Source organism: Bacillus cereus group sp. RP32, assembly GCF_040459735.1.
GTDB classification, from domain to species: domain Bacteria; phylum Bacillota; class Bacilli; order Bacillales; family Bacillaceae_G; genus Bacillus_A; species Bacillus_A wiedmannii.
This window is the reverse complement of record NZ_JARVHO010000001.1, coordinates 2,643,178-2,656,457: the sequence shown is the minus strand read 5'-3', so window position 1 is coordinate 2,656,457 and position 13,280 is coordinate 2,643,178. Positions and strand designations below refer to the sequence as shown.

Here is a 13,280-nt window from a genome sequence, read left to right as displayed (position 1 = left end):
CAAATTCTAATCCTTGATTTCATAGGTTTTCTCTATTCTTTCAAAATAAAAAAGTGGACAAAATGAGACACTTGTCTCGTTTTGTCCACTTTTGTTCACCTAATTTGAGAATTATAATCTTATTCATTATCAAAACTCTTCTGTAACTTCCGGATGTAAATAATTTGACCAATATGATAAGCGTTATGAGTTGTTACATTTGCTAATATTTCCCACCACTTTGCAGAAACAGGAAATCCAACTACATCACTTTCAACCTTCTCTTCATTTATAAGCTTTTGCCATTGTAACAGTTTCTCTAGTAGTTTTTCTCTTAACTCATCGAAAGATTGATTATCTGAAAGCATAAAACTTTTGTTATTATCACCAATAGCGGGCACGGCATTCACATTCGATTCTTTGTACCTAGTCTGCCACGTTGAGTTCCAATACAATAAATGTTGTACAATTTCAGCTATACTATTACTCTCTTCATTCGGTTTCCAGAAAGCTTCTCTCTCAGGTAGATCTTTCACTGCATCTGAAAATGGAATATACCAACTAGGATCGTTTGCATTCGCCAACAATTGATCTGCTAAAACATCTTTCACATGGGCCATTTTTTCCCCTCATTTCATTAACATATTAATACTCACTTCTCTATATACGCTGAGTCTTTATAATTCCCTTTTTTAAAAATCTCATAGAATATAGAATTAACGGGTATTGCTCTCAATACGAATGTAAGAATAATAGATTTTCTTATCATAACTCGTTATGATAAAAGAAAAAGAAAGCTGGCGGAAAATGGATAAAAAAATCGCAGTTATTACAGGAGCCTCAAGTGGATTTGGACTATTAACTACACTAGAACTCGTAAAAAAAGATTATTTAGTTATCGCTACAATGAGGAACCTTGAAAAACAAGTGAATTTAATATCTCAAGCTACTCAACTCAACTTGCAGCAAAACATAACAGTTCAACAATTAGATGTAACCAATCAAAACTCTATACATAACTTTCAATTATTTTTAAAAGAAATAAATAGAGTAGATCTTCTCATTAATAATGCAGGATATGCACATGGGGGCTTTGTAGAAGAAATTCCAGTAGAGGAATACCGTAAACAATTTGAAACGAACCTTTTTGGAGCTATATCAATTACTCAACTTGTATTACCTTATATGAGAGAACAAAAAAGCGGCAAAATCATTAATATAAGCAGTATTAGTGGTCAAGTTGGATTCCCTGGCCTATCCCCTTATGTTTCTTCAAAATATGCATTAGAAGGCTGGAGTGAATCCCTTCGTTTAGAAGTAAAGCCTTTTGGAATAGATGTCGCTTTAATTGAACCTGGTTCTTATAACACAAATATATGGGAAGTTGGTAAACAACTAGCTACAAACCAATCTGATACTACTTCTCCTTACAAAGAATATATGGATAAAATACAAAAACATATTAATAGCGGCAGTGATACATTTGGTAATCCGATAGATGTTGCTAATAAAATTGTAGAAATCACTGAATCTAAGCGTACGAATTTACGATATCCGATTGGAAAAGGTGTAAAATTTATGATCTTTGCGAAGAAGATTCTTCCTTGGAGATTGTGGGAATACCTTGTATTGAGAACTTTTAAGAAAATGTAGTTAACTTTTTTGATAAACATTTTGAAAGAGGTGCTAATTAAATGTTAGGTTTACCGTATGGAAAAGTGTTTTTAGTTCCGTGGACTGAACAATGGCAAATTGAATTTATGAAAGAGAAACAATTCATTGAGGAACAAATTGGCGAACATATTTTAGCAATACACCATATTGGTAGTACCTCTATTCCACATTTAAGTGCAAAGCCAATTATTGATATTGCAATCGAATTAGAAGATTATACGGACAGTTTAAAATGTATAAACAAGTTAGAACTACTAAACTATAGATACAGAAAAGATGTACTGCCTGAACGATATTATTTTAATAAAGGAGAACCACGAACTCATCAAATTCATATGTATGAACAAGGAAATACATATTTAATAGAGCAATTACAATTCAGAGATTACTTAATAAACAACAAAACTTCTCGTATACAGTATGAACAGTTAAAGATTCAACTTTCACAAGCTAATCCTAATGATAAACATCAATATGCAGAGGATAAAACAAATTTCGTTACATCTATTATAGCTAAAATAAATGATAAATTTAAATAAGAAACCATTTACTACTCAATGGTTTCTTATTTATTAGTTAACTCTTGATTTGTACCATCAATAATCACCTTATTATGCAGCAGGTGGAACGAAATAAACTAGTATTGAGAGCATCAATATAAATGCAACCATTCCCGTTATCGAGAGTATATATTCTTTTGATTCTCTATCATACTTCCATTCCATCCATGCTCTTAAAGTCGATGATATCCCTAAATAAATGAACATGACATAAGCCATTTTAGAGTTTTCAAATTTAAACATATAATAACAACTACCTATTATATAAATAATAATAAGTCCTATTTCTATTTTTACATGTAAACTATTCACATGCTTATATCCGAAGAAGCCTTTTTTCTCCATATTTAATTTTATTCTTAAACACTGTTCTAAAAAGTAACCACCTATAGCCAGTCCAATACTAATAATCAAGATTGTAGAAATACCCATTGTTATCCCCCCCTCCTATTACTTTATTTATTTTTAGAAATAGAGTGGACTATATTACGTTTATTCTCTTCTAAATAACTTACAATTCCTTCAGGATATGTGGACCTCTCCTTTAATTCATTTATACTTTTCCAAATTAATATAATATCCTCATATTCTTTATGTCTAATTTCATTTATTACCCTCTCTTTAACAATTCCCCTATGTATCAATGTGCAATGATGTCCTTTTTCGTTGTCCCACTCGAAAATATGTTCATTTACTACGGCCCATTCTTGAACATCAATCTTCAAATTGTATTCTTCTATTAATTCTCTTACTATTGCTTCTTTTGCTGTTTCACCAAATTCAATGTAACCTCCTGGAAAACGATAAAATGTTTCTCTTAAATCACATTGTACAAGTACGTTAGAATGATCTTCATTTAAAATCATTACTTCAGCACGTAATCGAGGACTTTTCATTTCTTCTCTCCCTATAATTGCTCATTTTGTGATATTGCCATAGTGTCTTAATCAATACGTATTAAATAAGGAAATATAGAATTATCCCCGTTATCAATAGTGATACAACTCCGCCTAAGGACATCAAAAACTCCCTTGATTCTCTATCATATTTCCATTCCATATATGATTCGAAACTATACAACGTAATTAAAAACAGAAAGGGTAGGAAGCCCATGTATAGAGGGTTCGAAAGAGAAGAACATATAATTATAACTACTATATACGAAAAAATAATAATCCTGTTTCCCCATTTATGCAGCTTATTTACATATTTATTATTCCATCCTTTTTGTTTCGGTATATTTAGCCTTTTTCTCACTATATTTTCTAAAACAAATAAGAATATGATCCATAAAACTAATACAATTACTTTCACATGCATTAGAGAGATCACCTCCTTTATCTTATCGTCTGGATTTTCTCCGGCTGATCACTCGGATATGTAGCATTCTCTTTGTTTTCAACGTCCCAACTAATAATTGTCGCACTATCTCGTCCGAATTGGTGATGAACGTGCTCTAATACATGATGAACACTTTCTTCAAGTTCTATATTATTTCTATTCATATCATTATACAGATTCAATGGTGTTTCATAATGACGTTCCCCGCATTCTAATACTCCATCTGTAACCATTACAATTCGATTCTTCCCGGTACGTAATTCACGAATTCCTGTTGAATAGCAAGGGACTGGTAAATTAAATGTGTTTATATTTCCAATCCATTCGTAAAAATGACGTTGATTTAATGCATATTGTCCTAACTTATGTAACTCTTCATGAAATACATAAACTAAACAATCACCAATAGATAAACACCATATGTAGTTTTCTTTTCTTACACATATTAAGCACGCTGTTTCACCTTTTACTCTTTTGCACTTTTCTTTAAATGAGGGGGATTGAAAGATTGTAAGTAGATGATTTTCAACAGATCGAAATACTGTATCAATCAATTCATTCATCATTACTTTTATATTTTCATATTCTTTTTGGATTGTATTTACTACTAAATCAACACTTTCCGCACTATTATGTCCATCTAAAATAGCTGCAAATTCCCAATCACCATTTGACCAAACTAACGCACCATCTTCGTTCTTTTTTGCTCCGGCGCTTATATTCCCGCCGTATTTTCCAAGTACAACGTCACCATATTGTTTAACTGAAATTTCTCCTAAACACATTTCTGTATTTCCAACCCAAGAATATTGTCTATTATTTGTTGTATGCATACTCATTTACCATATACTTTCGTATTCTTTCACATATTTTTTTGATTTTCTCTTCGTCACCATATGGCGCATCAGTCCATTTCGCTACTTCAGTTGGTGACCAAAATTCTTTGGGTGTATTTGGATAACGCGGTATGATGTGCATGTGCATATGTGGTACACCATTTCCTGAAACAAAAGTGTAAATATGCTCTGCACCTTCGCTTTCTTTTAACGCTTTACTTACTCTACTTGTTATAAGTCCGAACGTTTTCGCTTCCTCATCTGTTAGTTCAGCAAGACCAGGTATATGTCTTTTTATATCTATCATTACATAACCAAGGTATGTTTCTTCACTATCCCAGTGGACATGTCCCACATAGACGAGTTCATCTTCATAAATAGCTCCACCTGGAACTGTAATATTTCCTTTATGTTTCTCGCAAATAAAGCATTTTCGTTCTACTTGATTATTTGTTGACATATCCATCACCATCCTTTTTATTAATAATATCATAAAAAAGGAAAAACAGGATTTATATTCCGAAAATTCATTCTTTCAATTCGGCAATTTTTGAAATAAATTTGCACCTTATTATTTCTTCAAAAACGCAATCCCAATTACGATTCCAATCACAATTCCGATTACTAAATTATTAGTAAAAAAACCTTGAAATACACCGATTACAACCCCTATACCGACACCTATTGCCAAGGCATCATTCCTTTTATTATTTTTAGCCAAAATTGCATCTCCTCCCATCATTTCTCCCTAAATAACATACATTTACTTGAATGTATTAATATATTCACTATCTCACTTGAATATTTCCAAAAAATGCACTATAACTTCACATATAATTTTCCCCGTTTTCTGTACATACTCCTTTTATAATGAAAAATTTCAAGTAACCATTAAATATATATAGGCATTTACTATAAGAAATATCAGTAAGTCATTTAAGGAGGAACGATTCAAATGCATCCTCATTGGAATCCAAATATAAATCAACAATATGTATATTCCCCCCATCCCGTAAGGAATACATTGCATCAAGATTCACAATATATGATGCAGCGTATTGCAAGCCTTGAAAGTCAATTAGCGAAACTAATCTCATTAATCGACGAAAATAATCAATTAATTAAATCAATGGAACAACAACAAAACCAAGTTTGCACACCAGCTGGCGGTTCTGTTATCGTTCGTATGTAATTTTTTGAACAAAAAACACACTTTGTATAATAAAGTGTGTTTTCCTTTTATCTTCTTTTTTGATGAAATCCTTGTGTAATGCGGTCTAATATAATCGCAATGACAACGATAGCTAGTCCGGCTTCAAATCCCATTCCAATATTAACTTGTGTTACAGAACGGTATACATCAACTCCAAGACCTGGCGCTCCTACAAGAGATGCTGTTACTACCATCGATAAAGAAAGCATTATACTTTGGTTCACACCAGCCATGATTGTTCCAGTTGCGAGTGGTAATTGTACTTTAAATAATTTTTGTGATGCGGTAGAGCCAAATGCATTCGCTGCTTCAATTAAATCTTCTGGAACTTGTCTAATTCCTAAGTCAGTAAAACGAATTGTCGGTGGCATTGCAAAGATTACGGATGCGATAATCCCAGGCACTACACCTACTCCGAAAAATGTAATTGCAGGAATAAGATATACGAAAGCCGGCATTGTTTGCATAAAGTCTAATGTCGGTTTTAAAAATTTTGAGAAGCGTTCATTTTGAGAAGCTAAAATTCCAATTGGGATTCCTACAATAATTGAAATAATAACAGACGTAAGTACAAGTGCTAATGTTTGCATCGTCTGTGCCCAGTAGTTAATATTTAAAATAAATAATAAACCGATCAGTGTAAAAATAATTAAAGATACCTTTCTCGTTGTGTACCAAATGAGGAAACAAAGGATAATAATCATCAATATGGCCGGTATTATTGTTAAAAAATTAGTGAGTAAATCAACGAATCCACCGATAATATAAGAGAATCCTCGGAATAAGCCTTCAAGGTGCTCATATAAACTTGCAACAAATGAATCGACCCATTCCCCTAATGGAATACGTGGTATACTACTCATCGTCTTTCACCTCTTCCTCAATATTACCTGCAAGAGCTTGAATGACACTTTCGCGTTTAATAATTCCTCTTAGCCTTTTCTTCTCATCAATTACTGGTAACGGATATTTCATCTCCGCCATTTTCGCATACGTTTCTTCAAGTAAAGTATCTAAATACACATGCGGGATATCAGTAAGTAATAAATCAGCAATTGGCCACTGTTTTTGAACGGCTTTACTCGCATCATCTGCCGTTAATATCCCTAAAAACTCATACTTTTTGTTAACAACATACACAGTAGAAACGCCAGCGTTCCTCATAATTTGAAGTGCTACACGCGGTCCACGATCAATTAATAAAGTCTCCGGTCGTTTTAATATAGATTCCGCCGTAATTACTTTTCCTAAATTTACATCCGCTACGAATTTCTCTACAAATTCATTGGCAGGACTCATCATAATTTCTTCCGGTGTTCCAATTTGGACAATCTCTCCATCTTTCATTAATGCGATACGATCTCCAATTCGAAGAGCTTCATCTAAATCATGTGTAATAAAAATAATTGTTTTCTCCATTTTATCTTGTAATTCTAACAGCTCATCTTGCATTTCTTTTCGAATCAGTGGGTCTAATGCACTAAATGACTCATCCATTAACAATACATCTGGATTATTTGTTAATGCCCTTGCGATTCCAACACGTTGCTGCATACCGCCACTAAGTTGACTTGGATAATTATCTTTATGATGATCAAGTCCTACTAACTGTAGCGATTCTAACGCTTTATTCTCTCGTTCCTCTACTGGAACTCCTTGAATTTCTAACCCGTACGCAACATTTTGTATCACTGTACGATGTGGAAATAAAGCGAATTTTTGAAACACCATACTCATCTTCGTTCTTCTCACTCTTCGCAACTCTTCTTTTCCCATCGTTGCGATATCTTCACCATCTATGTATATATGCCCCGCTGTTGGTTTAATTAATTGGTTTAACATCCGAACTAACGTAGATTTCCCGCTACCAGACAAACCCATAATAACGAAAATCTCTCCAGTATATACTTCAAAGGTTGCCTTTTTTACACCAACGTTCATTCCTGTCTCTTTCAAAATTTCTGATTTGCTTTTTCCTTCTTTTAATAAAGACAGCGCTCTTTGCGGGTGTTTCCCAAATACTTTTGTTACGTTTTCAACACGTACCTTTGTATTATCCATGTCACTACTCCTTTTCTACCCATCTATTCATATAGTGTTGCGATTTTACAAAGAAATATTACATAAAAATGACATTCATAAGATTTCTTTAAAATTCGCGTTTCCGTTCATAATAAGAATGCTTACTTATACATTTATTTAAAAAGGCAAGCATTTCTTAGGAGGGTTTCGATGAAAAAGAAAATATGGCTTATATGCCTTGCATTATTTATTACTATGATATTCTCTTCATGTAATGCAACAAATGCAAATTCGAAAGGAAAAATTAAACTTGGTGTAACAAGTTGGAAAGAAAACATTGCAACGGCAAACATGTGGAAAGTTTTATTAGAACAAAAAGGTTACAAAGTTGAGCTCATGTACTTAGAAAAAGCTGCAATTTGGACTGGCGTTGCTCGCGGTGATGTTGATGCTAATTTAGAAGTATGGCTACCCGTTACGGATAAACCGCTAAATGCTCGTTATAAAGATGATATAGTCTTAAAATCAAAATGGTATGAAGGTACTGGACTTGGCCTTGTCGTCCCTTCTTATATGAAAAACATTAACAGTATTGAGGATTTAACTGCTCATAAAGATGAACTAGATAACAAAATTGTCGGTATCGAACCCGGTAGTAGTCTTATGAATTTAACAAATAAAGCGATGAAGGAATATGATATTAAACTAAAACTTGTCCAATCTTCTGAAGCTGCGATGATGAGTGAATTAAAGAAAGCATATACGAAAAAGAAACCAATCGCTGTTACGCTTTGGAATCCGCATTGGGGCTTTTCAGAATTTGACTTAAAATATTTAAAAGACCCTAAGAAAGTATATGGTGAAAAAGATGACATTTATTACTCTGTTCGTAAAGGTTTCGAAAAAGATTATCCAGATATCGTGAAATACTTTGACAAATGGAAAATGAACGATGAACAACTTGGTACATTAATGGTCATGTTAAATAAAACGAAAGATCCTGAAGAAGCGGCGCGCAAATGGATTGAAAAGAATCAAGCGCTAGTTGATGAATGGGTAAAAGATTAATAAAACAGGCTAGAGGATATGCTATTCCTCTAGCCTGTTTTATCTTATTTTTTCGTAACAACATCATCTACAATCCCATATTCTTTCGCTTCTTCAGCAGTCATAAAATAATCTCTTTCTGTATCATGTGCTACTCTTTCAATCGATTGCCCCGTTTTTTCTGCAATCATTTTATTAATATCACGCTTTAACTTTAGTATTCTTTTCGCTGTTATTTCAATTTCTGTTGCCTGGCCTTGCGCACCACCAAGTGGCTGATGAATCATAATTTCACTGTTAGGGAGCGCAAACCGTTTTCCTTTTGCACCTGATAATAATAACAATGCACCAAATGATGCTGCAAATCCCATGCATAGCGTTTGTACATCTGGTTTAATGAGATTCATCGTATCTAATATGGCAAAACCCGCTGTTGTTGAACCACCTGGGCTATTGATGTATAAATATATATCTTTCTCTGTATCTTCCGCTTCTAAAAATAATAATTGAGCTACGACACTACTCGCTACTTGATCATTTATTTCTGAACCGATAATAATAATACGATCTTTTAATAACCTTGAATATATATCATAGGAACGTTCTCCTAATTTCGTTTGTTCTACTACATATGGAATTGCATTCATTTTAAATCCCTCCAATAATTGTTATGCCGCTAAAAGCATACAACTGTAAGAAGAAGGTTTTTTCGCATTAAATAATAAGACTGGCTGTTTAGATGGTAACTTAGTAAAATCTATTGTCGGAAGAAGCTTAGTTAACAATTCCGGCCTTTCTTCCCGAATAGACGTTACTACAACTTCAATATCATCTGTGAATTCGACTATCTCAATCCCTTCTTCACTTACAGTTTTCAGCCTATTTCTACTCCGAAATAAAGAGGCTTTTACTGCACCTTCTGATACGGAACATACTTTAGCAATATCAGCGATACTATATTGAAAAACATCTTTTAATAATAAAATTGTGGATTGCTGTACATTTAATGACGATAATACTTTCCCTACCATTTCATGCAAATCTGCAATGTTCTCTTGTGGGGCATCAAAAATAATTTGTTCCTTTATTTTTTCATGAACTGATTTTGATTTCATCTGGTCTATCCAGCGATTTCTAGCTATTTTATATACAAGCGTCATACAAATATCTTTATTACTATATTTTTGAAGAACTTTACAAACTGTTTCTTGAGCAAGATCTTCGCCGTCCCATTTGTTTTTCGTTAAAAATGTACAGTACCTTTTCAATTCTCCATATTGCTCAATTAAAAAGTTTATATTTGAATGATTCATATCGATATGATTCTTTAAAATATGAGTTACTTTTGTGCACAAAATAACCACTCCTTTTCAGCGCTTACTTAATTAACGATTAAACAAATAAAAAAGTTACGGGGCATATAAAAATATTATGTTTATGTTCAATAATTCGCGGTCATAAATATGTTATGTACAATTTTACGTGAGGAGGAACAAATTTGCCAAAATTAACAATTGAAGGTGCGGGAACTTTTGATGTAAAAGAAGGCACAAAGTTAGTATTAGCGATCGAAGATAACGGTGTACACATTCTCCATCGCTGCGGTGGGAAAGCCCGCTGTACAACTTGTAGAGTAGAAATTATAGCAGGTGAGTTTTGTGAAGCAAGTTCTAATGAAAAAAATGCAATTACGGAAAAAGGAATTGAAGATCACTTACGTTTATCATGCCAAATGCACGTACATAAAGATATAGTCGTTCGTCCTATACTTACAGTGGAAAATTCAGGTCTAGATGCAGGCCCACGTCCAGCAGAATAATATGCTGAATTTAAAACAGCTCGCTGGTGAATATGCTGCTAACTTTGTAACAGATGGGATGAAAGTTGGACTTGGTACAGGTTCTACTGTATATTGGACGATACAAAAATTAGGTGAGCGTGTAAAAGAAGGCTTATCATTTCAAGCTGTACCAACGTCAAAAGAAACGGAAGTATTAGCTAAACAACTAAATATCTCTCTAATTTCGTTAAACGACGTACAAAGTCTTGATCTTACAATTGATGGAGCGGATGAAATTGATGCTAATTTACAGCTTATAAAAGGTGGTGGTGGCGCATTACTTCGCGAAAAAATTGTTGCCACTTCCTCCAAAGAACTAATTATTATTGCTGATGAATCGAAACTTGTAACACATTTAGGTACTTTCCCATTACCTGTTGAAATTATACCTTTTTCATGGAAACAAACCGAAAGGAAAATTCAATCTTTAGGTTGTCAAACAACGTTACGTTTAAAAAATAATGAAACGTTTATTACCGATAACAATAACATGATTATTGATTGTATATTCCCTCATAACATAACTAATCCTGCCAATTTACACACTCAATTAAAAATGATTACAGGTGTAGTTGAAACAGGGTTGTTTGTTAATATGACTAGTAAGGCGATTATTGGAACAAAAAATGGGATAAAGGAATTATAATGAAAGCTGACTCTTACAGTCAGCTTTTTATATTTTCTCTTTATTGCGTATCATTATGATATACTATGAAAACAAAAGCACATCACACTAGAAAGGGCTGAACAATTTGCACTCCAAACTCATAACAGAACTTACAGATTTAGAAACTGCCTTTCATATTCGAAAAGAAGTATTTGTAAAGGAACAAAATGTCCCTCTTGAAGATGAATTTGATATATTCGATAAAATCGGTGAGAAATGCAAACATATTTTAGTTTATTATAACGATCTTCCTGTAGGTACAGGTCGTATACGATTTGTTGACGGTGCAGGAAAATTAGAACGCATCTGTATTTTAAAAGACTATCGTAAATACGGATTAGGAAAAGTAATAATCAAAGCGCTAGAAGAAATTGCTCGTGACAAAGAAGCTACAAAAGTAAAACTACACGGTCAAACACAAGCTGAAGGATTTTATAAAAAATTAGATTATCAAACTTCTTCTGATGTATTTATTGAAGATGGTATTCCGCACGTTCTTATGACGAAAGTACTATCATAATAAAAAGGGTAGTATATGAATTTATATACTACCCTTTTTTATAAATAGAAAAGTGAATTCTCAAGATTTTCTTTTGCATCAAAGCCCATCATCTCTTAGTTCATACCTAGGTAAAGCTTACACTGTTTTCCATAATGATAAGGCATAAATCCAGTTTGGATCCCCATTTCCTTGATAGCTCTGGACTGCTTCATATACTTTTCCTTCGTGTAGAACTCTATCTCTCTTTTCATATGCTTTCTTTGCATTCCACTCTTCATATGAAGCGCTTTCAGTTTTTGTAGTAATTGTGAATATATCACTCTGTACAGATTCATTTCCAGCTACATCAACAGCTTTCACTACATATTTATAAGTAGTATTAGGAAGTAAATTTTTATCCATATAAGAAGTCGTATTGGATGTTGCAATTTTTTTCAATGATCCTTCTGTTTCTCTATAAATATCGTAATGGTCTACACCAATATTATCGTCAGAGGGACTCCACATTAGATCCACACTTGACGCTGTCGTTCCCATACTATGTAATCCTTTTGGTTGTGTTGGTACTTCTGTATCAGGCGCCTCAACTGTTGTTTTTACTGTAAGCGCTGCACTTTCTTTCGATACATTTCCAGCTGAGTCAATTGCTTTTACAGTATAAGAGTATTCTGTACTTGGTTGTAATTTTTTATCAATAAAATGAGTTCCTGGTACTGTATCAATCATCTCTCCGTTACGGAAGATTTGATACCCTTTTACCCCTACATTATCCGTAGAAGCGTTCCACGTTAGTTCTATACTATTCGCTGTTACGTTTTGTGTCTGAATTCCATTTGGACTACTTGGAGCTTCTATGTCCGGTTTCACATCATTAATAAGATTAACATCAATTACATTATAGAATGCATTTGCTGTATCAGCTACATCCCATACTGCTAAAATCACATGATATCCACTACGATCAGTAGGCACATTGATTTTGTGAGTTAAATGATTTGAGGCTGCAGAACCATCATGTTGTACAGTTCCAATTGGTTCTAAATCTGCTCTTGTGAGCGCTTTATTTGGGTTCCATTCTTTTTTTGTAATATAGTAATGCCATTTACTTGTTAAGTGAGGCGCTGTATATTTCCAAGTAAAAGTATTTTCCCCGCCTGTAATTGTATTTTTAAACCAACGATTAGCTGTTTGTTGATCTAAAACACCACCAAATTTACCACCTGCAGAAGCGATTTGGCCATCAACTGGGCCAGCTTGCGGGAACCCTTTTGGAGCTTCCAAACTTTGTGGTTCATACATAACACTTCCACAGTTTGCATTTAGTGCACCATAGGTTGGACTACATAAAGCAGATCGGCTGCTAGGCTTTTCAACAAAACCGTGCGCGTATGCGTTTTGAGGAATAAGTGTCGTGCCAATAATTCCAGCTGTTAATGCAACAGCTCCTAGACTTTTTTTGTTCATTTTCATGTTTTGTAGTTGTTTTAATAATCGATTATTCATGTTCCTGTCCCCTTCTTGTTATACTTTGTAGTGTAATGTGGGCTTCGATGTAAAAGAATAACAAGAGACAATCTTGTATCGATGTATGTGTTAATT

At 33.6% G+C, this 13,280-nt stretch carries 19 protein-coding genes; 7 read left to right on the top strand and 12 right to left on the bottom strand.

What is annotated here, in order from left to right; all coding sequences use genetic code 11:
• Positions 1-119: 119 nt before the first annotated feature.
• Positions 120-599 carry a DinB family protein gene (locus tag QCI46_RS13765; protein ID WP_353840552.1) on the bottom strand — a complete coding sequence of 160 codons (480 nt, stop codon included), beginning with the start codon at positions 597-599 and terminating at the stop codon, positions 120-122.
• Positions 600-786: 187 nt separating this feature from the next.
• Here QCI46_RS13765 and QCI46_RS13760 point away from each other — a divergent pair, with 187 nt between their 5' ends.
• Together QCI46_RS13760 and QCI46_RS13755 are read left to right on the top strand one after the other, a co-directional pair.
• Positions 787-1,632, top strand: coding sequence for an oxidoreductase (locus QCI46_RS13760; protein WP_353840551.1), 846 nt, complete (start codon positions 787-789; stop codon positions 1,630-1,632).
• A gap of 41 nt (positions 1,633-1,673) precedes the next feature.
• Complete coding sequence (locus QCI46_RS13755; protein ID WP_353840550.1) at positions 1,674-2,192, top strand: GrpB family protein; 519 nt, start codon at positions 1,674-1,676, stop codon at positions 2,190-2,192.
• A gap of 72 nt (positions 2,193-2,264) precedes the next feature.
• Here QCI46_RS13755 and QCI46_RS13750 read toward each other — a convergent pair whose 3' ends face one another.
• From QCI46_RS13750 to QCI46_RS13725, 6 genes are all read right to left on the bottom strand, one after another.
• Positions 2,265-2,645 (bottom strand): DUF4181 domain-containing protein, encoded by a 381-nt coding sequence (locus QCI46_RS13750; protein ID WP_353840549.1) that lies wholly within the window; start codon positions 2,643-2,645, stop codon positions 2,265-2,267.
• A 23-nt stretch (positions 2,646-2,668) separates the two neighbouring features.
• Entirely contained in the window at positions 2,669-3,109 is a 441-nt protein-coding gene (locus QCI46_RS13745) for an NUDIX domain-containing protein (RefSeq protein WP_353840548.1), read from the bottom strand.
• A 61-nt stretch (positions 3,110-3,170) separates the two neighbouring features.
• Entirely contained in the window at positions 3,171-3,533 is a 363-nt protein-coding gene (locus tag QCI46_RS13740; RefSeq protein ID WP_000558206.1) for a DUF4181 domain-containing protein, read from the bottom strand.
• Between the two features lie 17 nt (positions 3,534-3,550).
• A complete protein-coding gene (locus tag QCI46_RS13735) occupies positions 3,551-4,393 on the bottom strand; it encodes a PP2C family serine/threonine-protein phosphatase (RefSeq protein ID WP_353840547.1) in 843 nt (280 codons plus the stop codon).
• Positions 4,371-4,871 carry an HIT family protein gene (locus QCI46_RS13730; RefSeq protein ID WP_306628088.1) on the bottom strand — a complete coding sequence of 167 codons (501 nt, stop codon included), beginning with the start codon at positions 4,869-4,871 and terminating at the stop codon, positions 4,371-4,373. The genes QCI46_RS13735 and QCI46_RS13730 overlap by 23 nt, the downstream gene beginning before the upstream one ends.
• Before the next feature lie 90 nt (positions 4,872-4,961).
• Positions 4,962-5,129 (bottom strand): glycine zipper domain-containing protein, encoded by a 168-nt coding sequence (locus QCI46_RS13725; RefSeq protein ID WP_048547350.1) that lies wholly within the window; start codon positions 5,127-5,129, stop codon positions 4,962-4,964.
• A 216-nt stretch (positions 5,130-5,345) separates the two neighbouring features.
• Between QCI46_RS13725 and QCI46_RS13720 the strand changes: the two genes are divergently transcribed.
• Complete coding sequence (locus tag QCI46_RS13720) at positions 5,346-5,582, top strand: hypothetical protein (protein ID WP_075307366.1); 237 nt, start codon at positions 5,346-5,348, stop codon at positions 5,580-5,582.
• A gap of 47 nt (positions 5,583-5,629) precedes the next feature.
• Here the strand turns inward: QCI46_RS13720 and QCI46_RS13715 are convergent, their stop codons facing one another.
• The gene (locus tag QCI46_RS13715; protein WP_000095064.1) at positions 5,630-6,466 is read right to left on the bottom strand and encodes an ABC transporter permease; all 837 of its coding nucleotides are present in this window, start codon (positions 6,464-6,466) and stop codon (positions 5,630-5,632) included.
• Positions 6,459-7,664, bottom strand: coding sequence for a quaternary amine ABC transporter ATP-binding protein (locus QCI46_RS13710; RefSeq protein WP_000370614.1), 1,206 nt, complete (start codon positions 7,662-7,664; stop codon positions 6,459-6,461). The genes QCI46_RS13715 and QCI46_RS13710 overlap by 8 nt, the downstream gene beginning before the upstream one ends.
• A 171-nt stretch (positions 7,665-7,835) precedes the next feature.
• Here QCI46_RS13710 and QCI46_RS13705 point away from each other — a divergent pair, with 171 nt between their 5' ends.
• On the top strand, positions 7,836-8,693 hold the full coding sequence (locus QCI46_RS13705) for a glycine betaine ABC transporter substrate-binding protein (RefSeq protein ID WP_353840546.1): 858 nt from the start codon (positions 7,836-7,838) through the stop codon (positions 8,691-8,693).
• A gap of 44 nt (positions 8,694-8,737) precedes the next feature.
• Here QCI46_RS13705 and clpP read toward each other — a convergent pair whose 3' ends face one another.
• Positions 8,738-9,319, bottom strand: a complete 582-nt coding sequence (clpP, locus tag QCI46_RS13700; RefSeq protein ID WP_353840545.1) for an ATP-dependent Clp endopeptidase proteolytic subunit ClpP — start codon at positions 9,317-9,319, stop codon at positions 8,738-8,740.
• A gap of 21 nt (positions 9,320-9,340) precedes the next feature.
• A complete protein-coding gene (locus QCI46_RS13695; RefSeq protein ID WP_353840544.1) occupies positions 9,341-10,027 on the bottom strand; it encodes an RNA polymerase subunit sigma-70 in 687 nt (228 codons plus the stop codon).
• Positions 10,028-10,170: 143 nt separating this feature from the next.
• Between QCI46_RS13695 and QCI46_RS13690 the strand changes: the two genes are divergently transcribed.
• From QCI46_RS13690 to QCI46_RS13680, 3 genes are all read left to right on the top strand, one after another.
• Positions 10,171-10,491, top strand: a complete 321-nt coding sequence (locus QCI46_RS13690) for a 2Fe-2S iron-sulfur cluster-binding protein (protein WP_001125375.1) — start codon at positions 10,171-10,173, stop codon at positions 10,489-10,491.
• A gap of 4 nt (positions 10,492-10,495) precedes the next feature.
• The gene (rpiA, locus tag QCI46_RS13685) at positions 10,496-11,158 is read left to right on the top strand and encodes a ribose 5-phosphate isomerase A (RefSeq protein WP_353841872.1); all 663 of its coding nucleotides are present in this window, start codon (positions 10,496-10,498) and stop codon (positions 11,156-11,158) included.
• A gap of 106 nt (positions 11,159-11,264) precedes the next feature.
• Positions 11,265-11,699: a GNAT family N-acetyltransferase gene (locus QCI46_RS13680; RefSeq protein WP_353840543.1), complete on the top strand. Its 435-nt coding sequence runs from the start codon at positions 11,265-11,267 to the stop codon at positions 11,697-11,699.
• A gap of 117 nt (positions 11,700-11,816) precedes the next feature.
• Here QCI46_RS13680 and QCI46_RS13675 read toward each other — a convergent pair whose 3' ends face one another.
• Positions 11,817-13,184, bottom strand: coding sequence for a lytic polysaccharide monooxygenase (locus QCI46_RS13675; protein ID WP_353840542.1), 1,368 nt, complete (start codon positions 13,182-13,184; stop codon positions 11,817-11,819).
• Between the last annotated feature and the right edge of the window lie 96 nt (positions 13,185-13,280).

What these genes read in the sequence shown, in the direction of transcription:
- QCI46_RS13765 (WP_353840552.1), bottom strand. Translation starts at nt 599, where the DNA reads ATGGCCCATGTGAAAGATGTTTTAGCAGATCAATTGTTGGCGAATGCA.
- QCI46_RS13760 (WP_353840551.1), top strand. Translation starts at nt 787, where the DNA reads ATGGATAAAAAAATCGCAGTTATTACAGGAGCCTCAAGTGGATTTGGA.
- QCI46_RS13755 (WP_353840550.1), top strand. Translation starts at nt 1,674, where the DNA reads ATGTTAGGTTTACCGTATGGAAAAGTGTTTTTAGTTCCGTGGACTGAA.
- QCI46_RS13750 (WP_353840549.1), bottom strand. Translation starts at nt 2,645, where the DNA reads ATGGGTATTTCTACAATCTTGATTATTAGTATTGGACTGGCTATAGGT.
- QCI46_RS13745 (WP_353840548.1), bottom strand. Translation starts at nt 3,109, where the DNA reads ATGAAAAGTCCTCGATTACGTGCTGAAGTAATGATTTTAAATGAAGAT.
- QCI46_RS13740 (WP_000558206.1), bottom strand. Translation starts at nt 3,533, where the DNA reads ATGCATGTGAAAGTAATTGTATTAGTTTTATGGATCATATTCTTATTT.
- QCI46_RS13735 (WP_353840547.1), bottom strand. Translation starts at nt 4,393, where the DNA reads ATGAGTATGCATACAACAAATAATAGACAATATTCTTGGGTTGGAAAT.
- QCI46_RS13725 (WP_048547350.1), bottom strand. Translation starts at nt 5,129, where the DNA reads ATGGGAGGAGATGCAATTTTGGCTAAAAATAATAAAAGGAATGATGCC.
- QCI46_RS13720 (WP_075307366.1), top strand. Translation starts at nt 5,346, where the DNA reads ATGCATCCTCATTGGAATCCAAATATAAATCAACAATATGTATATTCC.
- QCI46_RS13715 (WP_000095064.1), bottom strand. Translation starts at nt 6,466, where the DNA reads ATGAGTAGTATACCACGTATTCCATTAGGGGAATGGGTCGATTCATTT.
- QCI46_RS13710 (WP_000370614.1), bottom strand. Translation starts at nt 7,664, where the DNA reads ATGGATAATACAAAGGTACGTGTTGAAAACGTAACAAAAGTATTTGGG.
- QCI46_RS13705 (WP_353840546.1), top strand. Translation starts at nt 7,836, where the DNA reads ATGAAAAAGAAAATATGGCTTATATGCCTTGCATTATTTATTACTATG.
- clpP (WP_353840545.1), bottom strand. Translation starts at nt 9,319, where the DNA reads ATGAATGCAATTCCATATGTAGTAGAACAAACGAAATTAGGAGAACGT.
- QCI46_RS13675 (WP_353840542.1), bottom strand. Translation starts at nt 13,184, where the DNA reads ATGAATAATCGATTATTAAAACAACTACAAAACATGAAAATGAACAAA.